Origin of the sequence: Cystobacter fuscus, from assembly GCF_002305875.1 — a bacterium.
GTDB classification, from domain to species: Bacteria; Myxococcota; Myxococcia; order Myxococcales; family Myxococcaceae; genus Cystobacter; species Cystobacter fuscus_A.
Map to the genome: position 1 here is coordinate 11,972,732 of NZ_CP022098.1, position 15,958 is coordinate 11,988,689.

Genomic DNA, 15,958 nt, shown 5'->3' on the forward strand with positions numbered 1-15,958 from the left:
GAGGAGCCACATCCTTCACGGCCGCCCATCCGAAACGCGTCGACGGCTGGCGCTATCGAAACTGACATCCCGTCGAGTTCGCCGGTGTCGGTTCCTGTTTTCGGCCTTTGCGAGACCACTCAGGCGAACAGCTCGAGCAAGTCGTCGCGAGTAATAGCTGTCGCGGTGGAGGCCTCGCTCAGGGCCGCCTCGAAGAGGGCGCGCTTCTTGTCCTGCAACCCCAGGATGCGCTCCTCCACCGTGCCCTGCGCCACCAGCCGGTAGACCATCACCGGCCGCTCCTGCCCAATGCGGTGCGCCCGGTCCGCCGCCTGCGCCTCGGCCGCCGGGTTCCACCAGGGATCCATCAGGAACACGTGGTCCGCCGCCGTCAGGTTCAAGCCCGTACCACCCGCCTTGAGCGACATGAGCAGCACCGGCGCCCCGTCCTGCCCCTGGAAGCGCTCCGTCACCTCGCCCCGGTTCGCCGTCGCTCCATCCAGCCGATCGAAGGCAATCCCCGCCGTCTTCAGGTGCGGCTCGATGAGATCCAACAGCGACGTCCACTGCGAGAACACCAGCGCCTTGTGGCCCTCGGACACCGCCGTGCCCAGCGCCTCCACGAGCGTCTGCACCTTCGAGGACGAGTTCGCCCGCTGGCCCGGCACGAGCGCCGAGTGGCACGCCGCCTGACGCAGCCGCAACAGCGCCTCGAGCGCCTTGAGCACGTTGCCGCCCTCGTTCAACAGCGCCACCACCTCCGCGCGCGTCGCCGCCATCACCGCGTCGTAGACCGAGCGCTCACGCTCATCCAACGACACGTGCATGACGGACTCGGTGCGCGGCGGCAGCTCGGGCGCCACCTCGCGCTTGAGCCGGCGCAGCACGAAGGGCCGGATGCGCCGGCGCAAGCCCTCCGCCGCCCCCTTCTGCCCATCCGCGATGGGCCGCGCCACCTTCTCCTCGAACTGCCGGCGCGCCCCGAGCAGTCCCGGGTTGGTGAAGTGCATCAGGCTCCAGAGTTCCTCCAGCCGGTTCTCCAGCGGCGTGCCGCTCAATGCCAGACGGAAGTTCGCCTGGAGGCCAAACGCCGCGCGCGCCACCTGGCTCTCCGGATTCTTGATGGCCTGCGCCTCGTCGAGCACCACCGCGTCCCAGGTGCGCCCCCCAAGCACCGCCGCGTCCAACCGCAACAAGGCATACGTGGTGATCGTCACATCGGCCGACTCGTCCAGCACACGGCCCGGCCCGTGGTACACGCACACCTTGAGCGAGGGGCGGAAGCGCTTGAGCTCCCCGGCCCAGTTGGGCAACACGCTCGTGGGACACACGACGAGCGAGCGCGGGCCCAGCGTGCAGATCGTCTGGAGCGTCTTGCCCAGACCCATGTCGTCCGCGAGGATGCCGCCGAGCCCCGCGCTCTTCAGGAAGCCCAGCCAGCTCACGCCCTGCAACTGATAGGAGCGCAGCGTCGCGGTGAGATCCGCCGGCAACACGGGCGCCGGCAGCTTCTCGAAGCCCTCGACGAGCGGTGCCAGCTTGTCGAGCCCCGGCGGAGGCGGCTGCTCCAGCGTCTCGCACAGCGTCTTCAGCTCTGGCAGGGCGAAGGCGGCCACCTTGCCGTCGGCCTGCCGCGCCGCGAGCAGATCCGCCACGCGCGCGCCATTCTTGTCCAGCCACGCCCGGGGCAGCGGCGCCCAGCCACCTCCCTCGAGCGGCACGAGCCCCAGTCCCTCGTTCCAGGCACGCACCACCGCCGCGGCGTCCACCGTCTTCGGCCCGCCCTTGACGCCCTCCACCTGGAAGTCGAGCGTGAAGCGCACCTCGGGCATGCCGGGACCCTGCGCGTTGGACTCCACGCGGAGCGAGGGCACCAGCCGCATGTCCGGACTCACCACGCCCGCCGCGTCTCCAGCAAGGTCTCCCCGCCAGCGCCGCAGCTTGTCCGCCCAGCGCACCATCTCCTGGCCCTGCACCGTCACCCGCCGCCCGGGCACCAGGTTCAGCTCGTCGCGCAGTTGGTGGATGAGCTTCTGCTCGGCCACTTCGTCGCGCACGGGCACCGAGCCGCGCAGGTACACCATGCGCCCGTTGTCGATGCGCACCGAAGGCGGCGCGCCATACACGAGCGTGGGCATCACCGACAGGCCCGACTCCAACTGCTGCAACTCCACCAGGATGCGCGGCTTGAGGTCGCGATCGAGCGACGGCAGACGCCGGCTGCGCATGTCGATGGGCATGCGCTTCGCCAGCTCCGGCAGCACCTTCGAGGAGATTTCGCCAATCTGCTCGGCCGGGTAGGTGCGCGTGTTCGGCAGGTTCTCCAGCCACGCGCCCGTCACCTTCGTCTCGCCCAGACGGGCCAGTGCATCGCCACAGACGGCGACGCCCGGGCTCACCACGTCGGTGATGCGCGGATCCTTCGCCACGGTGATGACGAACTGCCCGCCCTTGTCCTCCACCAACGCGCGGGGGTAGACGATCTCCTCCGAGACGGCGATGGGCATCCCATCGAGCAGCACGTTGCGCGCCCCCTCGAGCACCTTGAGCAGGGATTCCAGACGCTCGGGAGGCAGGGCGCCCCGGACACGCTTCTCCAGGAGCCGATCCGCGAGCAGATCCGACTGCTCCACCTGGAGCTTCGCGGCGCGGGCGGGTCTGGCCATGAGGGAGGCGAGGCTGTCCTCCAGCGGCTCCGTCTTCCCGTCCGCGTGGGCGATCTCCCGATGGAGCGCCAGGCCCCCCTCGGCGCGGGAGAAGCGGTACACCACGCGCGACCAGCGCTCCGTGGTCACCTCCATGGGCGCGTCCTGCTTCTCCGCCTGCTGCACGGAGATGGCCGCGGCCACCACGTGCTCGCACGGATCCACCTGGCTCGGGCAGTCGCATTCCCAGACATCATCGGCCGGGTAGAGCGACACGGTGAGCGCCACGGTGCGCCCGGGCGCCTTCACCCGAAGTTGCAGCTCCTTGTCCGTGCGCTTCTGGAGCGCGACGGCCCCCGAGCGGGCGAGGTTCACCCCGACGGTCCAGATACCAGGGCGGGCTTCCTTCCGGACGGTTTCCAACAACTGAGCGAAGGCGGACATGGGAGGTGCTCCTATCCCTCCCGGCGTGCGCCGCGCAACCCGGGCGTTCACCCGAGCGAGCGCAGCGTGTCCGCCACCTTGCGCAGATCCTCCTCGAAGTGCCGCCGGGCTTTCACCCGTGCCCGCTCGTCCGGCATGCGCAGGAGCGCCGAGGGGTGGAATGTCGCCATCCACGCCTCCGCCCAGGGCGTCTCGAACACCTGCCCCCGGCAGTGACAGGCCACCTTCTCCGCCAGTTCCAGGAACGCCGGGGGCACCCGCCAGCCCCGCCACAGGCACACTCGCCGGCACCGCCTCCGGCGCGAGCAGCGAGCCCTGCGCGTCCCGCTCCTCAGTGAAGAGCACCCGCTCCGGAGGCACGCCCCGCACGAGTAACCCCCGCGCCGCCGCGCGGAAGGACTCCAGGTCCGGCCCCACCTCCACCCGCATCAGAGTTCTCCCGTGCGCGCCTCGTGGGCCGCGGTGAACAGGGAGAGCTGCGTGGCGGGCGGAGTCACCCGCTCGGAGAGCCGGTGCGAGTCCAACAGCCCCGTGGGCCGTTGGTCCGCCGTCACATCGTGTAGTCCGGGCTCTCATTGATGCAGTACTGACAATCATAGACGCAGAAATTGGTGAGCAATATCTTCAGCAATGACACACACCGGCCGTCCGGCGTGTAGCTGTGGCAGATGCCCATGCCCTCCACGCTGCCGAGCCCCTCCTTCGCCGCCTTGCGTTGGCCGCCGCTGCTCGAGCACGAGGCGTCGTACCTGGCGGCATCGGCGAGGATCTCCAGCTTCTTGCGCACGTCCATGCGGAAATCCTAGTCACGCCCCCTGACGCGAAGCGCCGTGAAGCGAATCAGCGGACAAGCGGGCGGGCCCTCGCATCCCTGGGCTTCCCTGGCTGGCTTGCATGGCGAGCGAGCGGATGCTCTCATGTGCGGCGTTGATGGGAGGGGTTCCCTCCCGCATGTCTGTCTTCTCATCACCACCCATTACCCCCCATCCCCGAGGTCCGCATGTCGTCGACTATCTATGAAGCGCCGGGTCAGAAGGGCAGCAAGGTCCAGTACCTCCCCCGCTATGGCAACTACATCGGCGGGGAGTTCGTACCGCCCGTGAAGGGCCAGTACTTCGAGAACATCAGCCCCGTCACCGGCAAGCCCTTCTGCGAGGTGCCACGCTCGACCGCCGAGGACGTGGACAAGGCACTCGACGCCGCCCACAAGGCCCGCGCCGCCTGGGGCCGCACCTCGCCCGCCGCCCGCGCCGACATCCTCCAGAAGATCGCCGACCGCATGCAGGCGAACCTCGAGATGCTCGCCGTCTCCGAGACGTGGGACAACGGCAAGCCCATCCGCGAGACGCTCGCCGCGGACCTGCCGCTCGCCGTGGACCACTTCCGCTACTTCGCCAGCTGCCTGCGCTCCCAGGAAGGCAGCCTGTCGGAGCTCGACGCGGACACCGTCGCCTACCACTTCCAGGAGCCGCTCGGCGTGGTGGCGCAGATCATCCCCTGGAACTTCCCCCTGCTCATGGCGGCGTGGAAGCTGGCCCCCGCGCTCGCCGCCGGCAACTGCGTCGTGCTCAAGCCCGCCGAGCAGACCCCCGTCACCATCCTCAAGTTCGCCGAGCTGGTGGGCGACCTCCTGCCTCCCGGCGTGTTCAACATCGTGAATGGGTTCGGCATCGAGGCGGGCAAGCCGCTGGCCAGCAGCAAGCGCGTGGCCAAGGTGGCCTTCACCGGCGAGACGACCACCGGCCGGCTCATCATGCAGTACGCGAGCGAGAACCTGATCCCCGTGACGCTGGAGCTGGGCGGCAAGTCGCCCAACATCTTCTTCGCGGACGTGTTCTCCAAGGACGATGACTTCGCCCAGAAGGTGCTCGAGGGCTTCAGCATGTTCGCCCTCAACCAGGGCGAGGTGTGCACCTGCCCCTCGCGCGCGCTCGTGCAGGAGAGCTTCTACGACGACTTCATGCACAAGGCCATCGAGCGCACCCGGAAGATCGTCCAGGGCAACCCGCTGGACACCGCGACGATGATCGGCGCGCAGGCGTCCAATGATCAGCTCGAGAAGATCCTCTCGTACTTCGACATCGGCCGGAAGGAGGGCGCCAAGGTGCTGCTCGGAGGCCAGCGCGCGACCCTGTCCGGGGCGCTCGCCGAGGGCTACTACGTGCAGCCCACCATCTTCGAGGGCCACAACCGCATGCGCATCTTCCAGGAGGAGATCTTCGGCCCGGTGGTGTCGGTGGCGAAGTTCAAGGACATGGAGGACGCGCTGGCGCTCGCCAATGACACGCTCTACGGCCTGGGCGCCGGCGTGTGGTCGCGCGACACGAACACCGCCTACCGCGTGGGCCGCGCCATCCAGGCGGGCCGCGTGTGGGTCAATTGCTACCACCTCTACCCGGCGCACGCGGCGTTCGGCGGATACAAGCAATCGGGCATCGGCCGCGAGACGCACAAGATGATGCTCTCGCACTACCAGCAGACGAAGAACCTGCTCGTCAGCTACGACCCCAAGCCCATGGGGTTCTTCTAATGCCCACCGAGCGCGTCACCGTCACGCCCGCCGCCGAGGCCCTGCTGCGCAAGATGCAGGGCCTCCACGGCCCCCTCCTGTTCCATCAGTCCGGAGGGTGCTGTGACGGCAGCGCGCCCATGTGCTTTCCCCGGCAGGAGTTCCGCGTGGGCCAGGAGGACGTGTACCTGGGCACCATCGTGGACACGCCCTTCTACATCGGTGGCTCCCAGTTCGAGTACTGGCAGCACACCCACCTCACGGTGGACGTGGTGAAGGGACGTGGCAGCGGTTTCTCCGTGGAGGCCCCCGAGGGGGTGCGCTTCCTCATCCGCTCCCGGGTCTTCACGGACGACGAGTACGCCGCGCTCCAGCGGGAGGGGCCGCCGCCCCGGGGCCCCCAGCCAGACTGAGAGTCCTACCTTCTCCCCCCGAGGTGCATGCCCACCGGGAGCACTCGGGGGGAGGCGGAGTTGGGATAGACTGGGTGTTCGTTCCTGGAGAGTGAATGACGCCCGGCCCTCGCGAGTGGAGGATTGCAACCCATACGCTCCGCTTCGAGCCTCCAGACCTCCTGCGGATCGACTTCCACGGAGTGCTCACCCTGGAGGACGCCCCGCGAATGGTCGACATCTACCGCGAGCTGGGCACGCAGGTGCGCCTGTACGTGCTGGGCAGCATGAGCGAAGCCGAGCCGCTCGAGCCGGAAGTCCGGCTCTACCTCAGCGAGAACATGCGCTCCGAGTGGTTCCACGCCACCGTCTATTTCGGGGCGCGGCTCGTCCACAAGGCGTTGATCAAGGGGGTGGTGATCGCGGCCCACCTGGACGGGTCCACGGAGAAGGAGGCGGAGCAATCGCTGGCGACCATCCACTTCACCGCCACGCAAGAGGAAGCCGAGCAGCTCCTCCTCCAGTTGCGCGCGCGGGCGAGCGACCTGGTCGCCTGACGCGGGTCCGCCGAGCAGCGGGTTACAGGTTGGTGAGGCGCGCGAGCTGGATGTTCGCGTTGAGCATCTGCTGCGCCATCATCAGCTTGCCGGTGTCCTGGAGGCCGGAGGAGCGGCTCCGGGCGTCGGCGAGCGCGCCCTGCTCCTGGGCGAGCATGCTCAGCTCGCCGTTGCTGATGCTGCCCTGCTTGACGCCCTGGCTGAGGGCGCCGAGCTGCTGGGCCTGGGTCTGGGCCACCGGATTGAAGGGCGCGAAGAAGGACTTCGAGTTGTTCTCGAACGCCGCCTTGGTGTTCAGGGCGTTCTGCATGCTCATCTGGGACAGGTTGGCCGCCTCACCCGCGGTGATCTGCCCGTCCGCCGACGCGCTCTTCGTCGCCGCGGCCAACTGCTGCACGCCCTGCATCAACTGGCCGAGCTCCTGCGAGGTGATGTTGCCCGAGCGCACGCCCTGGGCGATCTTGTCCAGCAGCGCGCCCTGCTCCGTCTTCAGGTTCTTCAGCAGGGAGGCGGCGTCTCCGAAGGGAAGCGCGGTGTTGCCGCCCGGAAGCTGCGGCTGACCGGCGCCCGGAAGCTGCTGACCGGCGCCCGGAAGCTGGCCCTGGCCACCGCCATTGAGCAGACCCTGCAGGGCCTGGAGCATCTGCGCGAGCTGCGCGAGCGGATTGGACTGGCCCTGGGGTGCACCCACACCCTGCTGCGGCACGCCCTGGCCCATCTGGGGCGCGAAGGAGTCCTTCTGGCCGAGGGTCGACTTGATCTGCTGGAGCGCCCCGGCGAGCTGCGACATGGACTGGAACAACTGGCTCGCCAGCTGGGCGTTGATCTTGCCCTGCCCCTGGGAAACGCTGGCCTGCAAACCCGTGAGCTGGCTCAGCGTGTTGAGCAGGGCGGCGGGGTTGTTCTTGAGGGAGGAGATGGACACGGGCGGCTCCAGGGAGGGAGGCGATTCGGGAGAGAGTCGAAGACAGCGATGCCGAGGGGTAATGCAGTACGCATGCCATGCTCCGGCGGCGGACCGTGAAGCGGGGAGTCTCGTGGGAACAAGGGTTTGCGCGTTCGTCCCAGTGGCGCGGATCACGGCGCCTCCCCGGTCCCCTGATGACTGGAGTCACCAGTGATGACAGCCGTTCGGCAGAAACGGCGAGCGCCCGGAACCTCGCGGCTCCAGGCGCTCGTCACGTCCAGGTGGGGGGCAGCTCAACGACTCACTTCACGCCCACCGCCGTCCAGGCGTCCTTCACCTTCTGCACCTCCACCGACTTCGCGCCGTACAGGTCCGTGGCCGCCTTGACGGTGGCCTCGCGCGCCTGGGCGAAGGTGGTGTTGGGCGTCATGTACGTGGTGAGCGCCCGGCCGAAGATCTTCTGGCTCTTGTCCATGCCGATGCCGCCGTCCACGCCCAGGCCCGACGTGCGATTCTTCCCGCCCTCGGTCACCAGGTAGAAGGCGTTGTTGGCGATGCCGCTCGAGCCGTGCACCTCCGTCTGCTTCGGGTAGTTGCTGTAGTGGTCGACCGAGTAGCCATCCTTGGTCGGATCGTCCATGTAGCGCAGCGCATCCCCGGTGCCGTTGGCCGGCGTCCACGCGTCCTCGCCCACCTTCCAGTCGAACTCCACCGACTTGTTCTTCTGCGCGGCGTACCACTCCACGCCCGAGCCGATGATGTCGCTGAAGGACTCGTTGAGGCCGCCGGACTCGCCGTCGTAGATGAGGCCCGCGGTGCGCTCGGTGAGGCCGTGGGCGATCTCGTGGCCCGCGATGTCCAGCGTGGTGAGCGGACCGGCGTTCTTCCCGTCGCCATCGCCGTAGTTCATCTTCTCGCCGTCCCAGTAGGCGTTGACCATGGCGCCGCCGTCCTGCTCGTTCACGTGCACGTAGGAGACGAGCTTCTCGCCCTTGCCATCCAGCGAGTTGCGGCCGAGCACGTCCTTCATGAAGTCGTACGTCATCTCCGCGCCGTAGTGCGCGTCCACCGCCGCCTTGGTGCGCGCGTTGTCGCCCGCCTCGCCCCACACGTCGTTGGCGTCGGTGAAGGGCGTCGTGCCGCTGGCCGTCGACCTGTTCTTCGCGTCGTACGTCACCACGCCTCCGCCCCGGCTCTTGTCCTCCAGCGTGTAGGAGCCATTGGCCTGCTTCGTGGTCGAGAGGTCCACCTTGCCGCTGTAGAGCGTGGTGTCATCCGCCTTGCCCGCGACCGGGGTGGAGGGAGTGGAAGGCGTGGAGGGCGTGGTCGGAGTGGACGGGCCCGCCTTGGCGTGCGGCACCTCGATGCCGCCCATCTGGTTGAAGCTCTTGAGCAACTCACCGGTGTTGGCGTCCACCAGGTAGTTCATGCGGCGCGGCCCCTGGTCGGCCTTGAAGCTCGAGGTGTTGCTGAGCTGCACGTGGTAGGCGGCGTGGTACTGGCCGTCGTTGCCCTTGACGACGACGCGCTCGGAGGTGGGGGCGCGGTCCGTGGAGCCCGCGAACTGCTTCTGGGCGATGGCGAGCGCGTCCTTGGCCTCGAGCTTCACGGGCGCCGAGCCCAGACCCTTGGGGATGCTGGAGAGCTGACCGGTGACGTCGGCCACCTTGCCGTCCTTGTCCAGGTGGCTGATGACCTGCTCGGCGAAGACCTTGGTGCCCTCGTGGGTGCGGTCCAGGCGCACGTGCGTCATGCCCAGCTCGTCCTTGAACACCTGGCGGGGCGTGACGGAGGAGGCGGCGCCCGGCGAGGAGACCACACCGCGCGTGGAGCCCCCGAGGAAGTCGAGCGACTTCTGGATGGCGGCCTTCGCCTCCTGGCTGTCGAGAGACAGGGGGCCGGTGCTGGCGGAGGAGGCCGCGGAGGCGGAGAGGGCCACGGCGGGACGGGCGGCGGTGGCGAAGGTCGAGCCGGACTCGAAGCCCTTGGCGGCGGCGGGAGCCTGCTGGCTCTTGGGGGCGGCGACGGGCGCCTGGGGCGCGGCGGCGGGGACGGCGGGGGACAGGGGTGAGGCGACCGGGGTCTGCTTGTTGGAGACGATCATGGCAGTGGGGCTTTCTGGTCCGAGGTGGGAGGGGCTCACCCCGTGTAGTTGATGTGCGCCACATAGAGCATGATGTGTGCCACGCACCGCGTCAGGGGCTTGGATGATACAACCCATTGATTTCATTCAGAGCGCCGAGCCGGAGACAGCAGATACCGGGTAACAGCCTGGTAACAGGAGTCACCACGACAAGCGGTGAAGCCCCCTCGGGGAAGGGGGTGGAAGGGCCCTGGTGACAACGCTTCGGGGAGTGATGACACGCGTCATCAGGAGAGGTGATGGGCCGGCCCGCGCCGTCCAACATGGGGCCCGGTGCGGTCTCGGACCTACCTGGAATGTCGGGTGGTGCTCACCCATCCAGGACATCGAGTCGACCTCGGAGGGCACGTGGCGCGCCTTGACTTGGGAGGTCGAATCTGGCCCCTTGGGCATGAATGCCAGACGAGGAGAGACGCGTGTCGGACGAGAAGGAATCGCCGGGGGACCGGGTGGGGCCGTACCTGCTGGGGGAGCGGCTCGAGTTGATGGGGAGCGGGGTGGGCCGCCTGTACCTGGCGCACCATGTCCACACGGGCGCGCGGACCGTGCTGCTGTTCCCCGAGAAGCACCTGGAGGGGCTGCTCCAGAGCGACTGGGAGGTGAGCCTCTCCGGCGGGCGAGAGGAGTCCTCGGTGAAGATGAAGGTGGAGCGCTCGGACGGGCCCGTCCCGACGAAGGAGGTGGCCGATGCGCTGCGGCTCATCACCCAGGCCATCGCGCGCGTAGAGGACAAGGAGCGGCTGTACCAGCACCTCCTCGCGAAGCCGGTGGAGCGGCGGGGGCGGTGGGGCTCACGCTCCGGTCGGGTGCGCGCCGCGTTGGTGGCGCTCGCGATGGTGGCGGTGGGGCTGGGCGTCTGGCTGTACGCGAGGTGACGCCCGGGCACGGAGTTCCGTATCCTGGGCAGCTTCTGGGGAGATGGCCCGCCTGAACACCCACGCACTTCTTCCCGTCTTCGCCTCTGTCCTACTCATGATGGGTTGTGCCACGGGCTCGCTACCTGGGAGCCTGCTGTTCCACCCGGAGACCATCGGGGGAGCAGGTGGCCTCCCTCGGGTTGTCCGTTCCTCCCAAGAGAGCATGCCCGGGGAAACACCCTCTCGCGGCGACCAGGCCCTGCCTCCCGGCTGGCCTGACTTCTCCTCCGACGACGCCCAGACACTCCTGGCGCCCTTCCTCTCCTGCACCTCGCCGAGCGACTTCCTCGCCTTGCAGCAGCGCGTGGACATGCCCCGGCTGGTGGCACGGTTGGATGCCTGGAGCGCCGTGCGACTCGGCTCCCGGGGTCCCGTGCGTGAGGAGGCTTCCGGCCCGCTCAACCGCCAGCGCACCGTGTTCCTCCTCCAATCCCTGGAGCGCTACGGCGCCGCCAACACCGCGGTGCTCGCCCACTTCGTCCTCGACTCCTGTCATGACGATGACTTGAAAGACATCCTCCTCCTGCTCGCCCAGGACAAGCGGCTCACGGAGCTGCTCGAGCAACTGCCCTCCCTGGGCCCGGCGCTGGAGGCGAGGGGCATCAACCCCTCGGCCCTCACGGAGCGGGACTTCGCATGGAGCGACCTGGGCCGGGGCCTGGCCCGCGCGGGCAAGGACGCGCTCGCCACCATTCCCCTGGTGGAGGGGGCCTCTTCGCGGCTCATGGAGTTGCAGGCGCTCAAGGAGCAGTTGCCACCGCCCTACCAGCGGGCACTCGACGCGGTGGAACAGGCGCAGCTCGAGCAGCGGTTCTCCCCGGGCCCTGTGCTGATGGGGGTCGTGGACCACATGACCTTCGGCGTGCCGCTGGGCTTCTACGGGCTGGTGGCTGGCACGGGCCATGGGGTGTACGAGCTGGCCCAGGGCCGCTACGAGCAGGCGGTGCGCGAGCTGGCCCCCGCGGCCCTGGTGGTGACGCTGTACGCGGGAGGCAAAGGGGCGCGCTGGCTGTCCGAGCCCCACGGTGTCTCGGGAGTGGGGACGCGGGTGGGGAGCGGACTGGAAGTGCTGGAGTCTCGGGCCAGGGGCCTCCAGGAGATGGCGTGGCGGTTGGAGGAGCTGTTGGGCGTGGAGGGGATGCGCGAGGTGTTCGGGCACATCCGCGCCAGCCGGGAAGCGGGCCGCCTGGTGGCCGTGGGCGGAGTGGACGCGGCCCTGGCGTTGCGCGAGGCGCGGGGCAACGTGCTCCAGGCCCAGGCCATGATGGCCCGGGCCCGGCCTGGAGCGACAGGCGCCTCGGCGGCCCGGAGCGGCACGGGAACGGGCCTCGGGGGACTGGCCTCGCTGGTGGACGAGGGGGCGGGCCTCACCCGGGAGGTGGTGGAAGCCAGGCTGGAGTTGGCGGAGTTGGAGGCCCCGGGCCCGCGTCTGCCCAGGGACATGGCGGTGCTGGAGAAGCAACGGCCCGCCCTCTCGGCGCCGCCGCTCGGAGCCGAGGGCAACCCACGTTGGGGGGAGTACGTCGCCTACTACGAGAAGCGCCTGGGGGACATCAAACAGGGCAAGGCCGCCGAGGCGCCTCTGCGCTGGGCGTCCTACGAGCAGCTCTGGGGATGGTTCACCCGGGGGCTGGTCTTCGAGCGCCGCATGGTGGCGCTGCTGGAGGCCGACGCGAAACTGCCTCGTGCACAGCGCCGCTTCCTCGGAGACTTCCACAAGCCGCTCATCCAAAGGTACGTGGGCGTGAAGAAGCCGGAGGGAGTCCTGCGCTATGCGGATGTACTCATCATCGAACGAGGCGCGCTCGCTGGAGGTTCAGTCCGCGTCGAGACATTCAGCTTCAAGAGCCGCAATCTCGCGCGGCTGGACGGAAAAGCGTTGAAGACGCAGATGGTTGAGGATGCCAAGGAAGCGCTGTGGAAATACGGAGAGACCGTGGACATCCGCCGGGACTCCCTCCAGCCCTTTCTCAGGCAGGGCACGTCCAACGCGTCCGCCTCATCTATGAGGGCGGCGAACTCGAGCCCACGAACGTCAACAACCTGAACGCCGCCATGCGAGAAGCGGAGAGCGCGTTTCCGGGAGTGGAGATCCTGTTCCAATGAAGCGGCTGAGCGTGCATGACTTGAAGCCGGAAGACAGCCTCCAGCTCCTATTCGAAGGTGCGTTCGATCCGCATGCAGCACGGGAGGGCGAACTGGAGCCTCTTCTCCAAGCACTCGAGAAGTACGCCGACGGGTGGATGCCAGACGTCGCTGAAGGCAAGCGTCGACGCAAATACGCTCGTGCCGCCATCTGGAAAGCCCTGGAGGAGGAGCATAACGAGAACAGCACGGCCCTCGGGCTCTACCGGACGCAGTGGCCCGCGTTGGACATGACACTCTGGCTCAGACTGCCTCCCCGGCCTCCCATGCTGGACATGAGCATCGAGGTGAAACCACTCTCCTTCTTCTCGGAGCAGGAGCGCTGTCGCCAATTCGTGGAAATGGTGCGCGCCTGGGCCTGTCGCTACCCCGTCACCCATGCCGCGGCCCATAGCGTGGCGGATACGAGACTGACAAACGCACCCCTCTTCGGCCGCGACAAGCAGACCTGGTACCGGGACGGGTTCGACAAGGTCTACGAGGTGTTCTGGCTCAACGTCTTCGGTCCGAAGCTGGTGGAAACCATCGGCCGCGAGCGCGTGCTGTCCACTCCTGCCTGGCGGGTGGAGGAGTTGCCCAACGGCTGCGTCCTGCTGGTGACTCGGCCCACCGCCACGGACTTCGCCTGCGACGAGGCCCGCCTCGCCCAGGCTCGCGCTCACGTCCACCTCCGTCCGGACCTGGACTTCGACTCCGTGCTGCGCACCCTGCGCGAGCGCAGCGCCACGCTCGCCCCCGTGCAGCCCCGCTTCCACCCGGACGTGGCTCCGCTCCTCTCCCGCGTGGTGGACCACGTCGCCAGTCACCAGCGCCAGCGCACAATCGCCGAGCTCAACACCTGGCGGCCCCCCGAACCCGAGGAGTGGCGCCTCGCCGACTCCGCCCTGCCCCCGGATGTGGAGGACCCAGCGCGCGCGTGCGCGCACTATCGCCTCCTCGCCGAGCACCTCGTGGCGCTGCTGCACACCGAGGTGCCCTCCGTCTTCGACGCCACGCCCGAGTCGCTCACAGACGTCGACTTCTACCTCTGGCGCGAGGAGTTCCCGACGAGCCGTCCGCGCGAGGCCATCGACGCGCACGCGGTGCCCGCCCTGGGCGCGTACCTGGGCGAAGTCCTGGTACGTCACCTGGGAGGCCAATGGCTCCCGCGCCAGAAGCTCGAGGAGGCCCAGGTGCGCGTGGGCTCCCGCCTCTGGTTGCCCTTCGCCCGGGCACGCCACTCCCTGCGCTCGCGGCAGGCGCTGCTCGACTCCTCCCTCACCCAGCTCTACCGGGTGGCCGAGCGTCATCGGGGCTGACGCTATCCCTCGAAGGGCGCTGGTCCGCGGAAGGCGTCCTGCTTCGCCACGGCCTCCAGCTTCTGCGACTTGCCCTCACGCGCCGCGCGGTAGAGCGCCTCGATGATGCGCATGTCCTGCAGGCCCTCCTCCCCGGGCGTGTGCGGCTGGCGGTTGTTCTGCACGCACTCGGCGAAGTGATCCATCTCCCGGGCGAACTGGCTGGACTGGGGCAGGCTGCGCTCCACGGTGTCCGACGCCTTGGGGTCCTCCGGGGACTTGCGGGAAATCCGCATGCGCAGACCGCTGTAGGCGAAGGCGGGATCCATGTCGACCCACGCCTCCGAGCCCATCAGGCGCAGGCGTCGGCTCTCATGATGGCCGTAGCCCGTGGTGCACTGCGCGATGAGCCCCGAGGGAAAGCGCAGGGTGAAGAGGAAGTTCTCCTCCACCTCCTTGAAGCGCGCGTCGCCGGGAGTGCTGTACATGGAGCCCCACACCTCCACGGGCTCCTCGCCGCTCAGGTAGCGCGCGGCATTCAGGCAGTAGATGCCCACGTCCGGCAGCGCGCCGCCGCCCGCCAGGGCCTTCTTGTGTCGCCACTGCGCGTCCGGCGCCTGGTTCTGTCCGTTGTCGGCGCTGAAGAGCTTGAGCGCCCCGAGCTTCTTGCTCCGCGCGAGCTGGATGGTGGCCCGGTGGTGCGGCTCGTACTGGAGCCGGTAGGCCACCATGAGCTGCTTCTTCGCCGCGCGGCACGCGTCGATCATCTGCTGGCACTCGGCCACGCTGTTGGCCATGGGCTTCTCGCACAGCACGTGCTTGCCCGCCTTGGCCGCGCGCACCGTGTACTCGGCGTGCATGTTGTTGGGCAGCACGATGTAGACGACCTGCACCTCCGGGTTGTCCTTGAGCGCGTCGTAGTTCTTGTAGTCGTAGAGGTTCTTCTCGGACACGCCGTACTGGGCCGCCACGGTGCGCGCCTTGTCCTCGTCACCGCTCACCAGCGCCACGAGCTTCGCCTTCTTGCACTCGCCGAAGGCGGGCAGCAGCTCCTCGAGCGACAGCCGGCCCAGGCCCACGATGGCGAAGCCCACGCGCTTGTCGGGCTCCTGCGGTGTGGGCAGCGGGGACTCCACCTCGGTGGAGGCCTTCATGGGCGGCAGCTTCACCTCGCCCGCGGCCGCCAGGGCCGTCTCGGGAAGCCAGAGCCCCGCGCCGAGCAGTCCTCCCGTCGTCTCCAACAGCCTGCGTCGGGTCCAGCGCCGGGTCTCGTCGAAGGTCATGTCGTGCCTGCCTCATGGTGGGGACGCGTGCGGCGCGTCTTGGAATGAGGGCAGAGCACCTGATACGCACACGCCCCTCCAGCGACAATCGCGGGAGGGACGCGGGAGCGTGGGCTGAGCGACAACCCCACGCGAGTCAGTGTCGGACCGTGGGCTTTGGCCGCTAGCTCTTGTACTTCACCGAGCAGCCATAGGCCTCGGTGGTGGCCGAGGGCACGGGCTTGCCGGAGAGCAGCGCGTCCACGGCGCCCTTCACGTAGTTGGTGGGGGTGCCGGCCTTCTTGTTGCCGCGCGGGTCGTCGTCGATGGCGCCCTCGTAGCGCAGCACGCCCTGCGCATCGATGACGTACATGTGCGGCGTCGTCTTGGCGGCGTACTGCTTGCCCACCTGGCCGCTGGGGTCCTGGAGCACGGGATAGGTGAAGCCCTTCTCCTTCTTCCAGGCGGCGGACTTCTCGGGCGCGTTGGTGTTGGTGGAGTCCACCGCCAGCCACACCACCTTCTGGGCGTCATAGCCGCCGAACGTCTTCTGCATGGTGTTGGCGGTGTAGTGGCGCTTCACGAAGGGGCAGTCGGGGTTGGTCCACTCGAGGACGACGATCTTGCCCTTGTACTGCGCGAGCGAGTGCTCCTTGCCCGACTCGTCCTTGAGGGAGAAGGCCGGAGCGGGCTTGCCCACCTCTGCCGTCTCCGCGGCGAACGCCACCACGGGGGAGACCAGGGACAGCGAGAGGGCGACAGCGGAGAAAAGGGATTTCAT

General features: G+C 68.6%; 14 protein-coding genes. 6 read left to right on the forward strand and 8 right to left on the reverse strand.

The features are described 5' to 3' along the window. Positions 1–119: 119 nt before the first annotated feature. The 4 genes from CYFUS_RS48590 to CYFUS_RS48600 all read right to left on the reverse strand — a co-directional run bounded on the left by CYFUS_RS48590 (position 120) and on the right by CYFUS_RS48600 (position 3,861). Entirely contained in the window at positions 120–3,068 is a 2,949-nt protein-coding gene (locus CYFUS_RS48590) for a DEAD/DEAH box helicase (protein WP_095991445.1), read from the reverse strand. A 47-nt stretch (positions 3,069–3,115) separates the two neighbouring features. Further along, positions 3,116–3,349 carry a hypothetical protein gene (locus CYFUS_RS48595; protein WP_198316392.1) on the reverse strand — a complete coding sequence of 78 codons (234 nt, stop codon included), beginning with the start codon at positions 3,347–3,349 and terminating at the stop codon, positions 3,116–3,118. A 147-nt stretch (positions 3,350–3,496) separates the two neighbouring features. Beyond that, positions 3,497–3,622 carry a hypothetical protein gene (locus CYFUS_RS54255; protein ID WP_269770189.1) on the reverse strand — a complete coding sequence of 42 codons (126 nt, stop codon included), beginning with the start codon at positions 3,620–3,622 and terminating at the stop codon, positions 3,497–3,499. Continuing rightward, positions 3,619–3,861 carry a hypothetical protein gene (locus tag CYFUS_RS48600; protein ID WP_232537250.1) on the reverse strand — a complete coding sequence of 81 codons (243 nt, stop codon included), beginning with the start codon at positions 3,859–3,861 and terminating at the stop codon, positions 3,619–3,621. The genes CYFUS_RS54255 and CYFUS_RS48600 overlap by 4 nt, the downstream gene beginning before the upstream one ends. Positions 3,862–4,068: 207 nt before the next feature. Between CYFUS_RS48600 and CYFUS_RS48605 the strand changes: the two genes are divergently transcribed. The 3 genes from CYFUS_RS48605 (at position 4,069) to CYFUS_RS48615 (ending at position 6,526) form a co-directional block, all read left to right on the forward strand. Further along, positions 4,069–5,598 (forward strand): aldehyde dehydrogenase family protein, encoded by a 1,530-nt coding sequence (locus CYFUS_RS48605; RefSeq protein ID WP_095991446.1) that lies wholly within the window; start codon positions 4,069–4,071, stop codon positions 5,596–5,598. After that, the gene (locus tag CYFUS_RS48610) at positions 5,598–5,990 is read left to right on the forward strand and encodes a DUF779 domain-containing protein (protein ID WP_095991447.1); all 393 of its coding nucleotides are present in this window, start codon (positions 5,598–5,600) and stop codon (positions 5,988–5,990) included. Before CYFUS_RS48605 ends, CYFUS_RS48610 begins: the two co-directional genes overlap by 1 nt. 95 nt (positions 5,991–6,085) lie before the next feature. Further along, the gene (locus tag CYFUS_RS48615) at positions 6,086–6,526 is read left to right on the forward strand and encodes a hypothetical protein (RefSeq protein ID WP_095991448.1); all 441 of its coding nucleotides are present in this window, start codon (positions 6,086–6,088) and stop codon (positions 6,524–6,526) included. Positions 6,527–6,548: 22 nt separating this feature from the next. Here the strand turns inward: CYFUS_RS48615 and CYFUS_RS48620 are convergent, their stop codons facing one another. Beyond that, a complete protein-coding gene (locus tag CYFUS_RS48620) occupies positions 6,549–7,451 on the reverse strand; it encodes a hypothetical protein (RefSeq protein ID WP_095991449.1) in 903 nt (300 codons plus the stop codon). Positions 7,452–7,734: 283 nt separating this feature from the next. After that, a complete protein-coding gene (locus CYFUS_RS48625) occupies positions 7,735–9,537 on the reverse strand; it encodes a M4 family metallopeptidase (RefSeq protein ID WP_095991450.1) in 1,803 nt (600 codons plus the stop codon). A 455-nt stretch (positions 9,538–9,992) separates the two neighbouring features. On the opposite strand from CYFUS_RS48625, the gene CYFUS_RS48630 reads away from it, so the two are divergent. The 3 genes from CYFUS_RS48630 (at position 9,993) to CYFUS_RS48640 (ending at position 13,936) form a co-directional block, all read left to right on the forward strand. Next, positions 9,993–10,451 carry a hypothetical protein gene (locus tag CYFUS_RS48630; RefSeq protein ID WP_095991451.1) on the forward strand — a complete coding sequence of 153 codons (459 nt, stop codon included), beginning with the start codon at positions 9,993–9,995 and terminating at the stop codon, positions 10,449–10,451. 205 nt (positions 10,452–10,656) lie between these two features. Continuing rightward, positions 10,657–12,540, forward strand: coding sequence for a hypothetical protein (locus tag CYFUS_RS53655; protein WP_232537251.1), 1,884 nt, complete (start codon positions 10,657–10,659; stop codon positions 12,538–12,540). 55 nt (positions 12,541–12,595) lie between these two features. Beyond that, positions 12,596–13,936, forward strand: coding sequence for a hypothetical protein (locus CYFUS_RS48640; RefSeq protein ID WP_095991452.1), 1,341 nt, complete (start codon positions 12,596–12,598; stop codon positions 13,934–13,936). A gap of 2 nt (positions 13,937–13,938) precedes the next feature. Here CYFUS_RS48640 and CYFUS_RS48645 read toward each other — a convergent pair whose 3' ends face one another. Both CYFUS_RS48645 and CYFUS_RS48650 read right to left on the reverse strand, forming a co-directional pair. Beyond that, a complete protein-coding gene (locus CYFUS_RS48645; protein ID WP_095991453.1) occupies positions 13,939–15,198 on the reverse strand; it encodes a Gfo/Idh/MocA family protein in 1,260 nt (419 codons plus the stop codon). 163 nt (positions 15,199–15,361) lie between these two features. Further along, on the reverse strand, positions 15,362–15,958 hold the full coding sequence (locus tag CYFUS_RS48650) for a thioredoxin family protein (protein ID WP_095991454.1): 597 nt from the start codon (positions 15,956–15,958) through the stop codon (positions 15,362–15,364).

What these genes read in the sequence shown, in the direction of transcription:
- CYFUS_RS48600 (WP_232537250.1), bottom strand. Translation starts at nt 3,861, where the DNA reads ATGGACGTGCGCAAGAAGCTGGAGATCCTCGCCGATGCCGCCAGGTAC.
- CYFUS_RS48640 (WP_095991452.1), top strand. Translation starts at nt 12,596, where the DNA reads ATGAAGCGGCTGAGCGTGCATGACTTGAAGCCGGAAGACAGCCTCCAG.
- CYFUS_RS48650 (WP_095991454.1), bottom strand. Translation starts at nt 15,958, where the DNA reads ATGAAATCCCTTTTCTCCGCTGTCGCCCTCTCGCTGTCCCTGGTCTCC.
- CYFUS_RS48605 (WP_095991446.1), top strand. Translation starts at nt 4,069, where the DNA reads ATGTCGTCGACTATCTATGAAGCGCCGGGTCAGAAGGGCAGCAAGGTC.
- CYFUS_RS48615 (WP_095991448.1), top strand. Translation starts at nt 6,086, where the DNA reads ATGACGCCCGGCCCTCGCGAGTGGAGGATTGCAACCCATACGCTCCGC.
- CYFUS_RS48610 (WP_095991447.1), top strand. Translation starts at nt 5,598, where the DNA reads ATGCCCACCGAGCGCGTCACCGTCACGCCCGCCGCCGAGGCCCTGCTG.
- CYFUS_RS48625 (WP_095991450.1), bottom strand. Translation starts at nt 9,537, where the DNA reads ATGATCGTCTCCAACAAGCAGACCCCGGTCGCCTCACCCCTGTCCCCC.
- CYFUS_RS53655 (WP_232537251.1), top strand. Translation starts at nt 10,657, where the DNA reads ATGCCCGGGGAAACACCCTCTCGCGGCGACCAGGCCCTGCCTCCCGGC.
- CYFUS_RS48645 (WP_095991453.1), bottom strand. Translation starts at nt 15,198, where the DNA reads ATGACCTTCGACGAGACCCGGCGCTGGACCCGACGCAGGCTGTTGGAG.
- CYFUS_RS48590 (WP_095991445.1), bottom strand. Translation starts at nt 3,068, where the DNA reads ATGTCCGCCTTCGCTCAGTTGTTGGAAACCGTCCGGAAGGAAGCCCGC.